Source organism: Mesorhizobium sp. B2-8-9, assembly GCF_006439475.1.
Lineage (GTDB): Bacteria > Pseudomonadota > Alphaproteobacteria > Rhizobiales > Rhizobiaceae > Mesorhizobium.
This window is the reverse complement of record NZ_VFTQ01000028.1, coordinates 19,935-37,591: the sequence shown is the minus strand read 5'-3', so window position 1 is coordinate 37,591 and position 17,657 is coordinate 19,935. Positions and strand designations below refer to the sequence as shown.

At 64.7% G+C, this 17,657-nt stretch carries 18 protein-coding genes, 1 pseudogene and 1 riboswitch; of the genes and pseudogenes, 8 read left to right on the top strand and 11 right to left on the bottom strand.

The genetic code is table 11. The features are described from left to right. Positions 1–15: 15 nt before the first annotated feature. Complete coding sequence (locus FJ423_RS26260) at positions 16–963, bottom strand: aldo/keto reductase (protein ID WP_140845884.1); 948 nt, start codon at positions 961–963, stop codon at positions 16–18. Positions 964–1,175: 212 nt separating this feature from the next. Beyond that, a complete protein-coding gene (locus FJ423_RS26255) occupies positions 1,176–1,697 on the bottom strand; it encodes a gamma-glutamylcyclotransferase (RefSeq protein WP_140845883.1) in 522 nt (173 codons plus the stop codon). A gap of 118 nt (positions 1,698–1,815) precedes the next feature. On the opposite strand from FJ423_RS26255, the gene FJ423_RS26250 reads away from it, so the two are divergent. Both FJ423_RS26250 and FJ423_RS26245 read left to right on the top strand, forming a co-directional pair. Then, on the top strand, positions 1,816–2,814 hold the full coding sequence (locus FJ423_RS26250; protein ID WP_140845882.1) for a DUF2125 domain-containing protein: 999 nt from the start codon (positions 1,816–1,818) through the stop codon (positions 2,812–2,814). Between the two features lie 7 nt (positions 2,815–2,821). After that, positions 2,822–3,754: a sugar kinase gene (locus tag FJ423_RS26245; protein WP_140845881.1), complete on the top strand. Its 933-nt coding sequence runs from the start codon at positions 2,822–2,824 to the stop codon at positions 3,752–3,754. A gap of 337 nt (positions 3,755–4,091) precedes the next feature. On the opposite strand, the gene FJ423_RS26240 is transcribed toward FJ423_RS26245, so the two are convergent. Beyond that, positions 4,092–5,027, bottom strand: coding sequence for a prephenate/arogenate dehydrogenase family protein (locus tag FJ423_RS26240; RefSeq protein ID WP_181174906.1), 936 nt, complete (start codon positions 5,025–5,027; stop codon positions 4,092–4,094). 6 nt (positions 5,028–5,033) lie between these two features. After that, positions 5,034–6,137, bottom strand: coding sequence for a histidinol-phosphate transaminase (gene hisC / locus FJ423_RS26235; RefSeq protein ID WP_140845879.1), 1,104 nt, complete (start codon positions 6,135–6,137; stop codon positions 5,034–5,036). A 146-nt stretch (positions 6,138–6,283) separates the two neighbouring features. Further along, positions 6,284–6,361, top strand: a riboswitch (SAM riboswitch). A gap of 97 nt (positions 6,362–6,458) precedes the next feature. Here hisC and FJ423_RS26230 point away from each other — a divergent pair. The 3 genes from FJ423_RS26230 (at position 6,459) to FJ423_RS26220 (ending at position 8,558) form a co-directional block, all read left to right on the top strand. Then, the gene (locus FJ423_RS26230; protein ID WP_140845878.1) at positions 6,459–7,628 is read left to right on the top strand and encodes a homoserine O-acetyltransferase; all 1,170 of its coding nucleotides are present in this window, start codon (positions 6,459–6,461) and stop codon (positions 7,626–7,628) included. Between the two features lie 79 nt (positions 7,629–7,707). Next, the gene (metW, locus tag FJ423_RS26225) at positions 7,708–8,322 is read left to right on the top strand and encodes a methionine biosynthesis protein MetW (RefSeq protein WP_095767561.1); all 615 of its coding nucleotides are present in this window, start codon (positions 7,708–7,710) and stop codon (positions 8,320–8,322) included. Then, entirely contained in the window at positions 8,319–8,558 is a 240-nt protein-coding gene (locus FJ423_RS26220) for a hypothetical protein (protein WP_181174905.1), read from the top strand. The genes metW and FJ423_RS26220 overlap by 4 nt, the downstream gene beginning before the upstream one ends. Positions 8,559–8,709: 151 nt before the next feature. Here FJ423_RS26220 and FJ423_RS34310 read toward each other — a convergent pair. After that, positions 8,710–8,877, bottom strand: a pseudogene (locus FJ423_RS34310) (DUF1330 domain-containing protein); the annotation flags it as partial. 238 nt (positions 8,878–9,115) lie between these two features. On the opposite strand from FJ423_RS34310, the gene FJ423_RS26210 reads away from it, so the two are divergent. Beyond that, entirely contained in the window at positions 9,116–10,045 is a 930-nt protein-coding gene (locus FJ423_RS26210; RefSeq protein ID WP_140845876.1) for a glycosyltransferase family A protein, read from the top strand. Positions 10,046–10,059: 14 nt separating this feature from the next. On the opposite strand, the gene FJ423_RS26205 is transcribed toward FJ423_RS26210, so the two are convergent. The 3 genes from FJ423_RS26205 to FJ423_RS26195 all read right to left on the bottom strand — a co-directional run bounded on the left by FJ423_RS26205 (position 10,060) and on the right by FJ423_RS26195 (position 13,634). Next, positions 10,060–10,860: a DUF1194 domain-containing protein gene (locus FJ423_RS26205; protein WP_140845875.1), complete on the bottom strand. Its 801-nt coding sequence runs from the start codon at positions 10,858–10,860 to the stop codon at positions 10,060–10,062. A gap of 53 nt (positions 10,861–10,913) precedes the next feature. Then, positions 10,914–12,743 carry an ABC transporter ATP-binding protein/permease gene (locus FJ423_RS26200; protein ID WP_140845874.1) on the bottom strand — a complete coding sequence of 610 codons (1,830 nt, stop codon included), beginning with the start codon at positions 12,741–12,743 and terminating at the stop codon, positions 10,914–10,916. Positions 12,744–12,857: 114 nt separating this feature from the next. Continuing rightward, the gene (locus FJ423_RS26195) at positions 12,858–13,634 is read right to left on the bottom strand and encodes a methyltransferase domain-containing protein (RefSeq protein WP_095767455.1); all 777 of its coding nucleotides are present in this window, start codon (positions 13,632–13,634) and stop codon (positions 12,858–12,860) included. Between the two features lie 134 nt (positions 13,635–13,768). On the opposite strand from FJ423_RS26195, the gene gloB reads away from it, so the two are divergent. Next, complete coding sequence (gene gloB / locus FJ423_RS26190) at positions 13,769–14,536, top strand: hydroxyacylglutathione hydrolase (protein WP_140845873.1); 768 nt, start codon at positions 13,769–13,771, stop codon at positions 14,534–14,536. Positions 14,537–14,589: 53 nt separating this feature from the next. Further along, a complete protein-coding gene (locus FJ423_RS26185) occupies positions 14,590–15,036 on the top strand; it encodes a cupin domain-containing protein (RefSeq protein ID WP_140845872.1) in 447 nt (148 codons plus the stop codon). Positions 15,037–15,115: 79 nt separating this feature from the next. Here the strand turns inward: FJ423_RS26185 and FJ423_RS26180 are convergent, their stop codons facing one another. Genes FJ423_RS26180 through FJ423_RS26170 form a run of 3 tightly spaced genes read right to left on the bottom strand, consistent with a single transcriptional unit; the run spans position 15,116 to position 17,495 of the window. Next, a complete protein-coding gene (locus FJ423_RS26180; protein ID WP_140845871.1) occupies positions 15,116–15,787 on the bottom strand; it encodes a lysoplasmalogenase family protein in 672 nt (223 codons plus the stop codon). Continuing rightward, on the bottom strand, positions 15,784–16,671 hold the full coding sequence (locus FJ423_RS26175; protein WP_140845870.1) for an EamA family transporter: 888 nt from the start codon (positions 16,669–16,671) through the stop codon (positions 15,784–15,786). Before FJ423_RS26175 ends, FJ423_RS26180 begins: the two co-directional genes overlap by 4 nt. A 32-nt stretch (positions 16,672–16,703) precedes the next feature. After that, the gene (locus tag FJ423_RS26170) at positions 16,704–17,495 is read right to left on the bottom strand and encodes a DUF3108 domain-containing protein (protein ID WP_140845869.1); all 792 of its coding nucleotides are present in this window, start codon (positions 17,493–17,495) and stop codon (positions 16,704–16,706) included. Positions 17,496–17,657 lie beyond the last annotated feature (162 nt).

The following is a 17,657-nucleotide window of genomic DNA, read 5'->3' as shown; positions in this document are numbered from 1 at the left end:
TGCGCAGCGCCCGTCTCAGGCGCTGGCCCGGTCCAATGCCGCGATATCGTCGGCCGAAAGCTTGAGCGACGCGGCGCGGATCAGGCTGTCCATCTGGGCCGGGGTCGTGGCGCTGGCGATCGGCGCGGTGACGCCCGGCCGCGCGATGATCCAGGCCAGCGCCACCTCCGCCTGCTTGGCCGAATGGCGCTCCGCCACGGCATCGAGCGCGGAAAGGATGCGCATGCCGCACTCGTTGAGATATTCGGCGACGTCTTCGCCGCGCGCGCTCTGGCCGAGATCGGCCTTGCTGCGGTATTTGCCGCTCAGAAATCCCTTGGCGAGGCTGAAATAGGTGATGACGCCGATATCCTCTGCCTTGCAGAGGTCGAGCAGCGGTCCGTCGAGCGACGAGCGGTCGTACAAATTGTATTCGGGCTGCAGCACCTCGTAACGTGGCAGGCTGCGCAGGCTGGCGACGTCGAGCGCGGCGCGCAGCTGCCCGGCATCGAGATTGGAGCAGCCAGGATAGCGGATCTTGCCCTTTTCGAGCAGGCGCTGATAGGCGCCGAGCGTTTCCTCGTAAGGCGTGGCCGGATCCGGCCAGTGCGACAGGTAGAGGTCGATGACATCGGTTTGCAGCCGCTTCAGTGAAGCGTCGACCGCCTTTTCGATATAGGCAGCGGAGAGGTCGCGCTTGCCCTGGCCCATGTCCGAACCGACCTTGGTGATGACGATGACCTGATCGCGGTTGCCGCGGCTCTTCATCCAGTTGCCGATGATCGTTTCCGATTCGCCGCCCTTGTTGCCGGGAACCCAGCGCGAATAGGCATCGGCCGTATCGACGGCGTTAAAGCCGGCAGCGATGAACCGGTCGAGCAGGTCGAAGGAGGTCTTCTCGTCGGCGGTCCAGCCGAAGACGTTGCCGCCCAGGACCAGCGGCGCGATAGAAAGGTCGGTGCGACCGAGACGACGTTTCTGCAAGACTGATCTCCGTGATGCTGGAACGGGCCTGACGCCCAAGGATGGGATGCCGCTAAGCTAGGTCGCGGCCGGGCGAGGTCAAAGGCATGGTTTTGTTTTTTGATCGGACCAGAGCAATTCCAGCAAAACTGCGTCGCGGTTTTGCGTCTGGAATTGCGTAAAAACAAAGAGATAGAGCATTGGAGGCGAAATTATTTCGCCGAAAATGCGCTTCACGAAGACGCGACCCGACGGCCCACCTCCTCCAGCCAGTGATCGCGGATGCCGAGCGCCTCGAGATGCTCAAGTGTGCTCAAGAGATAGTCCTCGTTTCGGCCGGATTGGCCGACCGCGCCGCGAACGATCCTGGCCGCATGATCGGCGTCGAGCGCGCCGGCATACTGCTCATGCTGGCGGTCGACGGTGTAGGCGACCGCCTCGACCGCGCCTCCACCATCCAGCCGGACATCGAGGATGCGTTCGAGATAGATGCTGGTGACCAGCTCGCGCTCGCGCAGATAGGAAAGCACCTCGTCGCGCAAATTGCCGGGAACACGGTAGGCGAGGCCGACGCAGGAGCCGCCCCGGTCGAGGCCGAGCACCAGGCCCGGCCGCGCGCGCGTGCCGCGATGCACGAAGGAATAGACGCAAAGCGAGCGGCGATAGCCGTAAAGCCGGGCGCGGCGCGTCTCGACATGGGCAAATCCGGGCCGCCAGATCAGCGACCCATAGCCAAAAACCCAAAAATCGCCCATATCGCCAAGCCTGATCGCATTCGAGTGAACGACACCGCACCGCCGAGGTGCTTCTTCTGGCCCCCGCTTGTTTGCGTATTGGTAAATGCCCGCTCGCCGGGTTAACGAGAGCCGCAGCATGACGTCAAGTGACGAGCGATCGCCCAAACTTCGCCGCCGGCTGTTCTGGCTTGCCGCGCTCCTTGTCGTGCTGTTCGCCGCCTATAGCGGCGGCTGGTTCTATCTCGCCGACAGGCTCAAGACCGAGGCGGATCAGGCGGTGGCGAAACTGGGCAGCAAAGGGATCGCCGCCGGCTGCGCCAACCTCGCCGTCAGCGGCTACCCGATGAGCTTCACGGTTTCCTGCGACAACATCGCCTATGAAGACGACGCCCGGAAGGTCGCCGCCTCCACCGGCAGCTTCAACGCCGTCGCCGGCCTCACCGGACCCCTGTCGCCGGTCGCCGACCTGCGCGGGCCGCTTAGGATGATGGCGCCCGGCATGCCGCCGCTCTGGATCGACTGGGACCGGTTGCAGGCCAATGTCAAAGTGTGGTGGCCGTTGCCAAGGAGCGTTTCCGTGCAGGCTGAAGGCCTGAACGGTCAGACCGACCCGCAGGACGACGCGGATCCGATGCAATTGTTCAGCGCCGGCAAGGCGGCCGGCCAATTGCAGCCGGCCGGCCAGGACATCAATTATGTCGGCAGCTTCGGCGACCTGGAGATCAACGCGGATGCCATCGACGGACGCGTGCTGCCGGCGCTGGACGGCAGTGGCGACGTGACGCTGAAGAACGGCGTGGCGCTGATCCCAGCGCCCCCGAAGAGCCTGCGCGGCCAGTCGATCGAGATCGCCAAGCTCGACCTGTCGTCGGGCACGGCGCGCATCATCGTGTCCGGACCGGTCTCCGTCGACGCGGAAGGGCTGGTCAACGGGGACCTGACGATCAAGCTCAAGGACCCGAAAGCGGTGGCATCTATCCTCGCCGGCGCGATTCCCGAGCATAAAAGCGAAATCGAGCAGGGCTTTGCCGCCCTGTCGATGCTTGGAAAAGAACCCTCGATGCCGCTCAAGATCGTCAAGGGCAAGGCCTCGCTGGGCTTTATCCCACTCGGCAAGATCAAGCCGCTTGAATAACGGGACAATGGCGAAGCCGGTCAGACTGCTCAGCGTCGGCGCCTTCACTCTCGACACGATCCTTCGCGTCGAAACGCTGCCCGCGCATCAAGGCAAGTTCATCGCCAGCGACGGCGTCCAGATCGCTTCCGGCATGGCGACGAGCGCCGCCTGCGCCGTACATCGCCTCGGCGCCGAGGTCTCGCTTTGGGCAAGCACGGGCGACGATCCGGTCGGCGACCAGCTGATCGCCGACATTCAGGCCGAAGGCGTCGACTGCAGCCTTATCCGCCGCGTTCCCGGCGCGCGGTCGGCGCTGGCCGCGATCCTGGTGGATGCGCATGGCGAGCGCGTCATCGTCCCCTTCTACGACAAAAAGGCGCAAGCCGACCCGGAGGCGCTGCCGCTCGCCGACCTCTCCGGCTTCGACGCCGTGCTGGTGGATGTCCGCTGGCCAGGCGCCGCGGCCCTTGCCTTAAACGCGGCCAGATCGATCGGCCGTCCGGCGATCCTGGACGCCGACACGGCGCCAGTCGAGGTGCTGGAGCGACTCTTGCCATTGGCCTCGCACATCGTCGCTTCCGAACCGGCGGCGCGTATCGTCTGCGGCCACGCGCTCGACCCAGAAAGCGCCTGCGCCGACCTCGCTTCGCGCACCGATGCCTTTGTCGCGGTGACCGGCGGCGCGGCCGGCACCTGGTGGCACGACCGCGCGACTCGGCGCGTGCGCCATGTCGAGGCGCCGAAGGTCAAGGCAATCGACACGCTCGCCGCCGGCGACGTGTTCCACGGCGCCTTCGCCGTCGGCCTCGCCGAGGCCATGCCCATGGAGGAAGCCCTGCGCTTTGCCAGCGCCGCCGCGGCGCTCAAATGCCTGCGCTTCGGCGGCCGCCTCGGCGCGCCGGATCGGGCCGAAACGCTGGCGATGATGGCGGCGCACTGGCCGCCAGCCCAGGGCTAGAAAGCAAAAGTATCTCGGCTATTTCCGCGAAATCGGCACAAATGCTGGGGTTGGCGTAAGCCGCTCAACCTCGTCATTCCAGAGCGGAGCAGCCGCAAAGCGGCGTCGCGGAGACCCTGGAATCCATTCCGTGACCTGAGCCATGGAATGCGGCGGAGCAGAATTCTGCACCGCGACAGCGCTCGGAAGTCACGGAATGATCCTCGGGTCTGCGCGCGTCGCTTCGCTCCTTGCTCCGCCCGTGGATGACGATCGCGATGGGCGTTTCGGCCAATCTCCAGCGCATGCGCCTGCCCACGCTGACAGGTCAATCCACGCCAGAGAACGAGGAAAAAGCCTAAGGCTTCGCCGGGTGCTCGACCGCCTGGCGACCAAAATCCGGCACATCGATATCCTGGCCGGCCTCGATGATCGAGCGGCGGATTGCGCGGGTGCGGGTGAAGAGGTCGAACAGCTTCTCGCCGTCGCCCCAACGGATCGCCCGCTGCAGCGAGGCCAGATCCTCCGAGAAACGCGCCAGCATCTCCAGGATCGCGTCCTTGTTGTGCAGGCACACGTCGCGCCACATGGTCGGGTCGGAAGCGGCAAGGCGGGTGAAGTCGCGAAAGCCGGAAGCGGAATATTTGATGACTTCACTCTTGGTCACCGCTTCCAGATCGTCCGCCGTGCCGACGATGTTGTAGGCGATGATATGCGGCAGATGCGAAACGATCGCGAGCGTCATGTCGTGGTGCTGCGGGTCCATCGTGTCGATGTTGGAGCCGCAGCGCCGCCAGAATTCCGAAAGCGTCTCGAGCGCCGCGGGATCGGTGCCCGGCAGCGGCGTGAAGATGCACCAGCGATTCTCGAAGAGATCGGCAAAGCCGGCATCGGGCCCGGACTTTTCCGTGCCGGCCAGCGGATGTCCGGGGATGAAGTGCACGCCTTCGGGCACATGCGGCTGCATTTGCGCGATGACGGAGGCTTTGGTCGAGCCGACATCGGTGAGGATGGCGCCCTTTTTCAGCGCTGGCGCGATCTCGGCCGCGACCTCGCCGGACGAGCCGACCGGAACCGAGACGATGACGAGATCGGCGTCACGCACGGCTTCGCGAGCATCGGTGCTGTAGGAATCGCCGAGGCCAAGCTCCTCGGCGCGCTTGAGCGTCGATTGGCTGCGCGTCGCTATGGCGATATGGCGCGCCAGACCCTCGCGGCGGACAATGCGGGCAAGCGACGAGCCGATCAGGCCGATGCCGACCAGCGCTATTTTCTCGAACATCGGTGACGCCATGGTGTTCTAGCTTTTCAGGAAGGTCTTAAGCGCATCGATGACGCCGCGATTGGCTTCCTCGGTGCCGACGCTCATGCGCAGCGCATTGGGGAAGCCGTAGCCGGTGACGCGGCGCAGGATGTAGCCGCGGGCGCTCAGATAGTCGTCCGCGGCCGCCGCCGAATGTTTCTCGCCGTCGGGGAAATGGATCAGCACGAAATTGCCGACGCTCGGCGTGACGCGCAGGCCGAGCCCGGTCAGCTCGGCGCTGAGCCAGGCCAGCCATTTCTCGTTATGCGCCACGCTGCGCTCGATATGGGCGCGGTCGCGGATCGCGGCGATGCCGGCCTCGATCGCCGTAGCGTTGACGTTGAAAGGGCCGCGAACGCGGTTGATCGCATCGACGATATGCGCCGGCCCGTACATCCAGCCGACACGCGCGCCGCCGAGGCCGAGCTTGGAGAAGGTGCGGGTCATCACCACGTTCTCGGAGCTGCTCACCAGCTCGATGCCGGCCTCGTAGTCGTTGCGCCGCACATATTCGGCATAGGCCGCGTCGAGCACCAGGAGCACGTTCTTCGGCAATGTAGCGTGCAGCCGGCGCACTTCCTGGAACGGCACGTAGGTGCCGGTCGGATTGTTGGGGTTGGCGAGGAACACGATCCGCGTCGCCGGCGTCACCGCGGCCAAAATCGCGTCGATGTCGGCGCGCTCCTCGGTCTCCTTCACCGCCACCGGGTTGCCGCCAGCCGCCTGGATATAGATTTTGTAGACCATGAAGGCGTGCTCGGTGAACACGGCCTCGTCGCCCGGCGCGAGATAGCTCTGCGCCAGGAGCCCCAGGATCTCGTCGGAGCCGTTGGAGCAGATGATGTTGGCCGGGTTGAGGCCATGCACCTCGGCGATCGCCTCGCGCAGCCGGCGGGCAGAGCCGTCCGGATAGACATCGAGCTTCGCCGCCACTTCGCGCGCGGCCTCGATCGCTTTCGGCGAGGGCCCGAGCGGATTTTCGTTCGCCGACAGCTTGTAGACTTTCGCCACGCCGGCCGGCGCGGTGCTTTTTCCCGGTACATAGGCCTCGATGTCCATGATGCCCGCGCGGGGCGTCGGACGGGGCTGATCCTGCTTCATGTCACAAATCCGTCGAGAAGGCCTTCAAGGCCGCAGCGGAAATACAGGCCACGGGCTGGAATGTCGAGTGCCGCCGGCTGGCACCCGTATCCGGTCGCGAGGAGGCCACCCGTTGACGAAGCGCGGCGCTGGTCCTAGAAGGATTGCCAGACTCCCGTGGTGATTTGGCCGGTCGGCTTGCAGCCACGTTAAACAATTCGCTAAAGGGCCGTTTGCAACCCTGTAACCGGCTTTGCGACGGCAATGCCGGTTTTTTATTGTCCGCTGCCGGCCGGACACCGCGTCGGGACGAAACCGATGCGGGACAGGATGAGGACGGACATGGCCGCTCAGCGTGCTGCAAGAACCAACGACGAGGCCGACCATCCGTCGAGCCCGGTGCTGCGGTTCGGCCCGGACAAGCCGCTGAAGCTCGACGCCGGAACGCTGCTCTCGCCCTTCCAGATTGCCTACCAGACCTATGGCACGCTCAACGACGCGCGCTCCAATGCCATCCTCGTCTGCCATGCGCTGACCGGCGACCAGCACGTCGCCAACACCAATCCGGTGACCGGCAAGCCGGGCTGGTGGGAAGTGCTGATCGGGCCCGGCAGGATCATCGACACCAACCGTTTCTTCGTCATCTGCTCCAACGTCGTCGGCGGCTGCCTCGGCTCGACCGGCCCGGCCTCGACCAACCCGGCGACCGGCAAGCCCTACGGGCTCGACCTGCCGATCATCACCATACGCGACATGGTGCGCGCGCAGGCGATGCTCATCGACCATTTCGGCATCGAGAAGCTGTTTTGCGTGCTTGGCGGCTCGATGGGCGGCATGCAGGTGCTGGAATGGGCGGCGAGCCATTCGGAGCGCGTGTTCTGCGTCCTGCCCATCGCCACCGGCGCCCGTCATTCCTCGCAGAACATCGCCTTCCATGAAGTCGGCCGACAGGCTGTCATGGCCGATCCCGACTGGCATGGCGGCAAATATCTCGATTTCGGCAAGCGGCCGGAAAAAGGGCTCGCCGTCGCGCGCATGGCCGCTCACATCACCTACCTTTCGGAAGCCGCGCTTCACCGCAAGTTCGGCCGCAATTTGCAGGACCGCGAGGCGCTGACCTTCGGCTTCGACGCCGATTTCCAGATCGAGAGCTATCTGCGCCATCAGGGCATGACTTTCGTCGACCGCTTCGACGCCAATTCCTACCTCTATCTGACCCGCGCGATGGACTATTTCGACCTTGCCGCCGATCACGGTGGGCGCCTCGCCGACGCCTTCGCCGGCACCAAGACGCGTTTTTGCCTGGTCTCCTTCACCAGCGACTGGCTGTTCCCGACCGAGGAGAGCCGATCGATCGTGCATGCCTTGAACGCGGCGGGCGCTTCCGTATCCTTCGTCGAGATCGAGACCGATCGCGGCCACGACGCCTTCCTGCTCGATGAGCCGGAGCTGTTCGCGGCCATCAACGGCTTCATCGCCTCCGCCGCCCGCGCCAGGGGGCTCAGCCTATGACCCCGAACCGAAGGTCAGCGAACGCAAAAAGTCGCGGACTTTTCGGACCGGGATCATGCGCCATGCAGGAGGCGAAGCAGTGAGCGTCAATCGCGCCCAGCGTGTCGACCTCGAGGTCGTCACCGATCTCATTCCGGCCAATTCGCGCGTCCTCGATGTCGGCTCGGGCGATGGACTGCTTCTGGAACTCCTGCAGGAGACCAAGCAGGTCGACGGCCGCGGGCTGGAACTGTCGCAGCGCGGCGTCAACGAATGCGTGGCGCGCGGCCTTTCCGTCGTTCAGGGCGATGCCGACAAGGACCTCGAATTCTATCCCGACAAGGGCTTCGACTTCGTCGTGCTCTCGCAGACCCTGCAGGCGACCCGCAACCCGAAGCTGGTGCTCGACGAGCTGCTTCGTATCGGCAACCGCGCCATCGTCTCCTTCCCCAATTTCGGTCACTGGCGCGTGCGCTTCTCGCTGTTGGTCAAGGGCAGGATGCCGGTCACCAAGGACCTGCCCTACTCCTGGTACGACACGCCCAACATCCATTTCTGCACCATCCGCGACTTCGTCAATCTGTGCGAGGAACTCGGCGCGACCGTCGAGAAGGCAACCGCGCTCGACGCCAACGGCCAGAAGATCGGCCTGTCGATGCCCTGGTGGTTCTGGAATTTTTTTGGTCAGCAGGCGGTGTTTTTGCTGAGGCGATGACGGAAATTCGTTTCTTTCGTCGATCGCCGGCAGTGGTGGAAATCCCCCCGAATATTCTTTCCGAAATACGGGCGGGAATTCTCGTCTGCACATCGCCGCGCAGCGGTAGCAATCATCTTGTAGGTTTGATGGCTTCCGCCGGGCTGGGCCATCCGCTGGAATGGTTCGGCGGCGACGTCTGCTGGAGCTGCCGGATTATCCGCGAGATCCCCGCGCCCAGCTACTGCGTGCGCTGACAGGGGCGGTCCTCTACCGGCGTCTATGCAATCAAGCTCTTTGCGAGTCAGTTCGCACAACTTGCCGATAAGATAACTCATCTGACGCGACGAGGTCGAAATGGTGCCGGACTATATCGGGCACAGCTAACGTCAATCTTTTCCCGCTAGCAAGCACATCCGTAGCCTTGTGCGGATGCTCGACGCCGTCGACGAAGATCACGTCGGACTGCGAGTTCTCGGTGCGCGGCGAAAGGATCGCCTGATAGGCCGGTGAATTGTACCAGTCCCGCATATGCTGCCTGCCGGGGAATTCGATGACGATCAGGTGCCCGGGCCAAGGGCAAAACCGTCCGTTGGTTCCTGTTGGCGGGCCGCCTAATCAACAGGAAGGCCAGTTGTGTTGCCATCAGACCGCAATGTTGCGGAAAAACCCCTAATTTCGGCATTTCTCGGCCGGCCTGGCGTGACACAATGGGGGGTTTTTTGTAGCGTCGGCCGCAAATCAGAGGTGGGACACGAAGATAGCCATCGGACCCATCCGACAAACGCTAGATCCGACCGGTGGTGGCAGCCCGATGTCGAGCCAGGACGTTCCGCTGATCTCAGTGATCACGCCAACCCATAACCGTCGCAGCCAGGTCGTGCGCGCGGTGGAAAGCGTTCTGGCGCAGACACTTACCCGCTTCGAGCACATTGTGGTCGACGACGGTTCGACCGACGGGACGGCCGCTGCGCTCGCCGAAATCCGCGACCCGAGGCTGATTTATGTCGGCGCCAAATGGCGCGGCGCAAATGCCGCGCGCAATGCGGGCATCGAGCGCGCGCGGGCGCCGGTCGTGACGTTTCTCGATTCGGACGATGTCTACCTGCCCGACCGGCTGGAACGGACGCTGGCGCGCTTCGACCAGAACTCCTCGCTCGAAGTCCTCATCAGCTCGTTCGTATCGCTGAAGGGCGGCCGCAGCACCAAATGCATCAATCGCGATGCCTTCCTCGACAAGAGCACGCTGCAGCGCGCCCTGGTCTCGCAGACCATCTTCATTGCCGGCTCGGCGATCACCGCAAGGCGCGAGTCGCTGCTCGCGATCGGCGGCTATGACAGCGACATCACGCGCATGCAGGATCGCGAATTGCTGCTGCGCTTTGCCCAACGCGGCGGCGCCTTGCTGTCCGAGGACATCGACTGGAAGAAGTACAATTCGGAGAATTCGATCTCAGGCCGCCGCGATGGCTATGTCGAGGCCTATGCCAGTCTGATCGACAAGCATCCTTATATCGCCGACCGCTATCCCGACGTTCCGCCTTACATGATAGCGCGCCAGATCATCGCCGATATCCTCAAGGGCAGGTTGCCGCAGGCGTTTTCGGGCTATCATGCCAACCGGGCGTCCAAGTCGCTCGGCTACTCGCCCGCCGAACTCTTGCGCGGCTATGTCGTCGGCCGCCGCTGGCGGCGCGACTGCTATGATGAGTTCCGCGCCAAATACGGCGCCCGGGCGGTCTGAGAACCCCACGACGGCTATCTGTCGAGTTCCGGGAAATAAGGATCGGAAAACCGCTGCCGCAGGCGCTCGCCCAGCAGGCAATCGACCGGCATCGCATCCTCGACGTGGAAGGAGCTGGCGCCTGTCAGGCCGCTGACTTCCTGGACCAGCTTGCGGCGGACGGCGGTGGAGAATTCGGACGCCGCGTAGATCGGCAGCACGAACGAACCGGCTCCTCCGGTCACGCAGTCGGCGTAGTAGCGGTCGAGACGGCCGACACTCGGCGACGGACTGATCAGTATAGGCAGGCCGTTGATGACGACACCGCTGGCAACGGCGGCGTCACGGGCTGCGGTGACGGGCAGCCCGGTATTGTTGGGCCCGTCTCCCGATATGTCGATGACGCGGCGCGGCGCCGAAAAGCCGGTTCTCTCCAGGAGCCCGGCGCCGAAGCCGAGGGCGCCCGAGATCGAGGTGCCGCGGAAGCTGCGGAACGGCCGCGTGGCGATCTTGTCGGCGAAGGCGTTGGCGCTGTCCTCGCCGTCGATGATCTGCCAGGCAATGGCCCCGTCCTCGCGCACGACGCCCGCCCATTCGAAATAGGCGAGCGCTATGCGGCCATTTGGACCCGCGCGTACGGCATTGATGAAGTCGGGATGGCGCAGCGCTTCGACATAGCCGGCGCGCTGCAGGGCGAGTTCACGCTGGTCCATCGACTGCGAGATGTCGACGGCAAGCACAAGTTCCACGTCCACCGGCGCGCCTTTGCCCGGCATCGGCAATGGCGCCGCCTCGGCGCAGGCAAGGCACACAAGCAGGCCGAGCATCGCAAGCATGGCAGCCTCGAACGACCCGGCGGATTTTCCCGGCGATCGCGGCGAAAATAAAGCTATTTCTTCCCCTGGCGGGCAGCGATGGGTGGCGGCTCGATCGCGCCGGCGCGGACACGGGCCGGCTTCAAAGCCGGCGCGCCGGTATCCTTCACGATATTCAGCGCGCGCGGGAAGAACTGGGTGTTGTGCTGGCCCCGCCCGATATTGATGATTGCGGTTTCGGGCAGGCGCTTCTGCAGCATGGCCAGCACCCGCCGCAACGTCGGCCCGTCGAACGCATCCAGGGCTTCGTCGATGATCACCCATTTCGGCTTGCGCAAGGCGAGCCTGGCGAAAGCCAGCGCCCGTTGTTCGTCATCGCCGAGTTCGCGTTCCCATCGCCTGGGACGATCAAGGGTGGTTGCCAGTGGATCGAGGCCGACCTCGCAAAGCACCGCCGCGATCTCGGCATCGCTGGCCGGGGCCTCGCCGTTCGGATGATCGAGCACCTCGCGCAGCGTGCCGGTCGGGAAATAGGGCACGCGCGGCACGAAGATGGGGGTCTCGCCGGCCGGCAGGCCGATCCGGCCGCTCCCCCACGGCCACAGGCCGGCAAGGGCGCGGAAGAACAATGTCTTGCCGGCGCCCGGCTCACCGGTGATCATGACGCGCTCGCCGGCGTGGATTTCGACATCCGTCTGGGCAAGCTTGGTGCAGCCTTCCGGCGAAGCCACCTGAAGCGTGTCGAAGGTCAGGCTGCCATTGGCGTTTTCGCCGAACTGGATGTGTTTTTCCGTATCATGCAGCGCGTCGGTTTCGGTGAGCGCGATGCGGAAATCGGCCACGCGCATCAGAGTCGCGCGCCAGTCGGCTATGCTGCCGATGTTGTTGATGAACCAGCGCAGGGAAGAATGAACCTGGTTGAAGGCGCCGACCGCCATCATCAACCCGCCGAATGAGATGTCGCCCGAGAAATAGACCGGCGAAGCCACCAGGATGGGCGCCACCACCGTTATCCAGCCATAGGTGTCGGTCACCCAGGCCAGGTTGATCTGGGCGGCGAAGATGCGCCGCATGGCGTCCAGCACCGTGCCGAGATCGAGCTCGAGCCGGCGCCTGGCGTCTGGTTCGCCATGATAGAGCGCGATCGCATCGACATTCTCGTTGACCCGCACCATGGAGGAGCGCAGCTCCGCCTCGCGGGTGTAGCGCTCGCTGTTGAGGCCGATCAGCGGACGCCCGACCAGCCAGCTCAGCCACGAGGCGATGCCGGCATAGAGGAACGCGGCCCAGACCATGTAGCCCGGTATCTCCAGCGAATGGCCGCCGACATGGAACACGAAGCCGGAAGACAGCTCCCACAGCACGCCGATGAAGGAGACAAGCAGAATGAACGACTGCAGCAGGCCGACGCCCAGATCCGTCGACAGATCCGACAAATGAGCGGCATCCTGCTGCATGCGCTGGTCGGGATTGACGCCGATGGCGCCGGCATTGGCAAGCCGGAAGGCCCGCGCCGGGCGCATCCATTGATCGATCAGGTCGAGCGTCAGCGCCTCGCGCAGCCTCAGACGGATCATCTGGTTGAGCCAGGTCTGGCCGATATTGAGAACCAGCAGCCCGCCGGCGATCATCGCAAAGACCAGAAGCTGGTGCAGGAAGGCTGTCATGTCGCGTCGGGCCAGCGCATCGTAGAAAGGCTGGTTCCAGCGATTGAGCAGGACCTGTCCGACCGAGGTTGCGACGATGACCGCGACGATACCGATGGAGACCCAGGCAAGTTGCCTGCGCACCGGCGAGGATTTCAGCCCCAGCTTGATCGTCGCCACCTGGTCGGCGAGGCTGCTCGCCTCCACCGAGACAACGGGTTTCTGCGGCCCCGGCTTTTTATTGGTCTGGTCGTCCATGAAGGATATTCCTGGTTTCCGCTTCGGTCATGAATACCGCGCCGAGCGAGCATGCCTTAGCTCGGGCATGCCTCAGATAGGGTGACGATTGCCGCGCGATGCAAGGCGCGGCGATCACGAACGCGTCACTTGGCCAGGCGCGGCGTCAGCCGCACGCCGGCCAAGCCGCGTTGCCCCCTGCGGCGAGAAGACCGGCACGAAGACGCGGCGAGAGGCACGCTGCGCGACCGGCACGCCCTGGTAGAGCCGCTTCTGCGCCTCGACGACGATGACGCCGGAAAAGATCGGCCAGAACCGCCGGCCGGCCTTCTCCAGCACATTGTGGAAGCGCATCATGAAACGCCGCGGCGACGGCGGGAAGAACAGCGCATCGCTCCATGTCGCCGGGGTGAAATTCGCCTCGCGCAGCAGCTCGGTCAACTGGCCACGCGAGAACGGCCGGCCGTTGCCGAAGGGCGTGTGCTCGAATCGCGCCCAGACGCCGCGCCGGTTCGGCACAACGATGACCACGCGCCCGGCCGGCGACAGCACGCGCCAGATCTCGTTCAACGTCTCGCGCGGGTTTTCGGCATGTTCGAGCGAATGCACCAAAAGCACGCGGTCGATGCAGGAATCGACCAGCGGCAGCTCCTCGTCGAAGACCAGCGCCGTCGCCGTCGGCCCCGACACCGGCCACACCACCGCGCCTTGCGTCGCCGGCATGAAGGCGAAGACGCGCTCGGCATCGGTGCCGAAGCGTTCCAGCCATGGCAGCGCATATCCGAGGCCGACCAGCCGCTCATTGGGAACGGTCGCCCATACGGACGACAGCGCCATGGTGATCGAATGCTCGGCCAGGCGCCCGAGCGTGGTCGAATAGAAGGAACGCAGGTCGACGATATCCGAATGCATGCGCGCGACGGTAGCTGCGAAGGGGCCCAAGTTCAACAAAGGCGGAAAGTTCAACAAAGGTGCCGAGTTCAACAAACCCGGATGACATCGGCGGCCGGCCGCCCTATGTCTGCGACGACAAAGGGAGACATGCGATGCCGGTCGAAATCGAGCAGTTCATGTGCCGCACCGACAATTTCGGCGTGCTGGTCCACGATCCGAAAAGCGGACAGACGGCGATCATCGACGCGCCGGAAGAAGCGCCGATCCTGGCGGCGGTCAAGCGCACCGGCTGGACGCCGACATTGATCCTCACCACGCACCATCATGCTGATCATGTCGAAGCCAATCTGGCGCTGAAGGAACGCTTCAAATTGCGCATCGTCGGCCCGGAAGCGGAGAAGGCGAAGATCCCCGGCATCGACGAGACGGTCAGCCAAGGCTCGGTCGTGCTCCTTGGCGAGGAACGAATCGAGGTCATCGAGACGCCCGGCCATACCGCGGGCCACGTCTCCTACTATCTGCCGGCCTCGAAAGTGGCCTTCACCGCCGATACGCTGTTTGCGCTGGGTTGCGGCCGCCTGTTCGAATGCAAGCCGCCGGTCATGTATGACTCTTTGAAGAAGCTGGCGGCGCTGCCGGCGCAAACCGCCATCTATTGCGGCCACGAATACACCTTGGCCAATGCCCGTTTCGCGGTGACGGTCGACCCGACCAACTCGGCGCTGAAGCAGCGCGCGGCGAGGATCGAAGCGCTGCGCGCCGACGACAAGCCGACATTGCCGACGACCATCGGAGAGGAACTGTCGACCAACCCGTTCCTGCGTTGGCACGACCCGGCGATCCGCAAGCATCTCGGCATGGAGAAAGCCTCGGACGCCGAGGTGTTTGCCGAGATCCGCAAGCGCAAAGACAATTTTTAGTTCCACCGCATGTCGACCAAAGGGCTCGACGTTCGTCGCAGCAAAGGCCGCCAATGACCAGCGCCGCCGAGATCATCGCAACGCTAGGCCTCAAGCCGCATCCCGAGGGCGGCTGGTACGCCGAGACCTTTCGCGACGCCGCGGGCGGCCCGCGCGGTCATTCGACCGCGATCTACTTCCTGCTCGAGCACGGCCAGCTTTCGGCCTGGCACCGGGTGAAGGACGCGGCCGAGGTCTGGCATTTTTATGCCGGAGCGCCACTGGCGCTGTCGATGCATGAGGAAGGGGCAGGCGCCGTCATCGAGCAGGTGCTTGGCACGGCCCTTACCGCCGGCGAGCGGCCGCAGATCGTCGTGCCGGCCGGCTGGTGGCAGTCGGCGCGCAGCCTCGGCGAATGGACGCTGGTCGGCTGCACCGTGGCGCCCGGTTTCGATTTCGCCGCTTTCGAGCTGGCCGAGCCGGGCTGGCAGCCGGCTAGAGCAATTCCAGGAAAAGTGTGAGCGGTTTTCCGTCCGGAATTGCGTAAAAAACAAAGAGATAGGGCGTTTCGTCGTTTCCGTAAACGGTGAAACGCACTAGCTAGGCGAGTAGAAGTCCCAAGGTGATCGCCAGCTGGGCGGCATAGTAAAGCACCCAGACCGCGTGGCGCATCCACACGAGCTGCGGCGAGATCGCCGCGAGCAGGAAGCGCTCGGTTGCCAGCAGCCCGTCCGAGGCGATGAACAGCACCGCGCCGGCGATTACCCAGGGAACATTGGTCGTGAGCGCCGAAATGCCCATGGCGAGGATCGCCGCGACATAGACGGCGACCGGCGCGCGCAGTTGCGGGCCGACGCGGCGCCAGAGCGCGGCAAGCATGACGGTGCTGAATGCGGCCATGGCCAAGGCGATCGCGCCGCGCCAGGATTCGGCGCTCAACAGGCCGAGCCCGCCGCCTGCCTGCGAAAACAGCGCGATATAGGCGATATGACCGGCGAGAAAGCTCGCCAGCCCGCCGAGAAAGGCCTTTTCGCCGTCGCGTGACAGAAAGGCGTCGCCGACGGCGCTGAGTGCCAGCGCCGCGACCAGCAGCAGCGGACCGCCCTGCATGGCGGCAAGCACGGCCAGCAAAGCCACGGCAAGCGTCTTTGCCGCCGTGCGCGTCCACTTCGGCGGCATGTCGAGCGCAAAGGCGTAGATCGCGGCCGCGACGACCGAGAACAAAAGCGTCGCGTTGGCGTTGGCCTCGATGCCGCCGGAAAACGGCATCATGCGTTGACCTCCTTGGCCGCCGGCTTGCGCATCAGCAGCGACTTCGCCGCAAGAGCCGCGCCGCCGGTGATGAGCACGCAAGCCGCGAGGATGCGCAGCGACGGCTCGGCGACGCCGGCGGCGATCAGCACCAGCGTCGACAGAAGCGGCGCGGCGTAGCTCGCGGCGCCCAGCACCTGGATGTTGCCGCGCTTGACGCCGATATCCCAGGCATAGAAGGCCGCGCCCACCGGCATCAGGCCGAGCCCGATGACGGCCAGCCATTGTCCGAGGCTGTCCGGCAGCACCGTCTTCTCAAGCAGCAGATGGCAGGCAAGCGACAGTGCCGACGTCGCCGCGCAGAACCAGGTGACGATCGAGGTCGGCACCGCCGGAAAGCGCCGCGACAAGAGCGAATAGGACGACCACAACAGCGCGCAGACGGCCGCCATCGCATAGCCGAACGCGTAGCGCGCGTCGAAGGCCAGCCCGCCGCCCTTGGTGACGATCAGGAAGGTGCCGGCAAGGCCGAGCAGCGCGCCGACGACATGGTTCCAGGCCAGCCGCTCGCCCGGCATCAGTGCCGAGCCGAGCACGATCAGCAGCGGCCACAGATAGGCGATCAGGCTCGCCTCGACCGCCGGCGCATTGCGCAGCGCCGTGAAGTAGAAGAAATGATAACCGAACAGCCCGGCAATGCCGATCACCCAGACTTGGCGAGGGATCTTCCGGCCCCGGTCGGAAGCCGGCATCACCAGCCGCGCCACGAGCCCGACGCAGGTGCCGATGGCGAAGGTGATGGCCGACAACAGGAAGGGTGGCACCGGTCCGGAAGCGTTGGTGAGTAGCGCCAGCAGCGCCCACATGGCGACCGCGGAAAACCCGATCAGTGTTGCGCGCCCCATATTTCCCCCGCCGGCGCGCGATGGCGCCTGTCCTAATTTACCGCTTCGAACCGTCTCGCGCTGATGGTCAGCGGACCAATCTGGGTCCCGACCGTGGCGCGGATCGGCGCATATATGCCGGATTGGCCGAGCGGTGCAAACGTCACCAGCATGCGGCTCTTGTTCTTCAGGAAATTCAATGCCTTGCGGCCCTTGCGATAGCCCGCCACCGGCTCGAAGCCCATTTTGCAGGTCACCGTGTCGCCCTTGTAACCCGGCACCGAGATCGACCCCTTAGAGGCATAGGTCAAGGTCAGGTCGGCGCGCATCTCGCCATCGTAGAACTTGACCGTGCGTCCGCAGACCTTGTTCAGGCTGTCGGCATGGATGACGGTCGCGGCCATCGGATCGAGCACCGATTTCAGGTCGCTATCGCCCAGCGGCACCCAGCTCTTCGGATCGCGCTTCTTTGGCGCGGGAACGACTTGCGTGGAGGTGACGGCGCCGTTGTTGAAGCGGATATCGACCATCGAGGCCTTCTTGCCCGACGTGTAGTCGGCCCGGAATGCATGCGGCTGCATCTGCTTGCCGGAAATCGTGCCTTTCGAGGAAATCGTGCCCTTGGTGTCGTCGAACAACTTGCCGAGGCCGGCGGCCGAGACGGTGCCGTCAATGGCATAGGTGTCGCCTTGGTAGCGGCTGGAGAAAGTCGCCCTGGCGATCGAAAGGCCGAGAAACGACACCGTATACTCGCCCTTGAACGACTGCGGCGGCGCGGCGGCGAAGCTCGTTGCCGGCACGGCAACGGCAAGCAGGGCGGCGAATGCATGAGAAGGACGGAGCATGGCGGCTGGCTGATCCCTGGCGGTTCGGCCGGAACGCAGCGGCTCCAGCCTGGCAGATCCCTTCGCGATGGGCTTATACTGTGAAATCCGGCCTTTATATGGAGCGTGCCTGACAGCGGGGCGCGTGCCGGAGCTTGACGCAGTGGTGAAATGCCACTATGG